General features: G+C 75.8%; 1 pseudogene. It reads left to right on the forward strand.

The window, feature by feature from the left end:
* A pseudogene (locus ACI6QG_RS19665) lies at positions 1-264 on the forward strand (tape measure protein); the annotation flags it as partial.

Below are 264 nucleotides of genomic sequence, written 5' to 3' on the forward strand. Positions count from 1 at the left end.
TCGAGACCCTGGCGCTGCAGGAGCGCGACGAGGCGCTGCGCCGGCTGGAACCCCGTGTCGCCGCCGTGCGCCGCGCCAGCACCGAGGGCGCGCGGGAGGCGCGCGACGCCGAGCGGCAGCTGAACGATCTTCTGCGCGAGCGCGAGCGGCTCATCCAGGACAACGAGACCGCCTATGAGCGCTACCAGCGCCGGCTGGAGCGGCTCGGCGACCTGGTGCAGCGCGCCGAGCGCGCCGGCCGGCCGATCCCGGAGGAGACGATCG

Source organism: Sabulicella flocculans, from assembly GCF_045449635.1.
GTDB lineage: Bacteria > Pseudomonadota > Alphaproteobacteria > Acetobacterales > Acetobacteraceae > Roseococcus.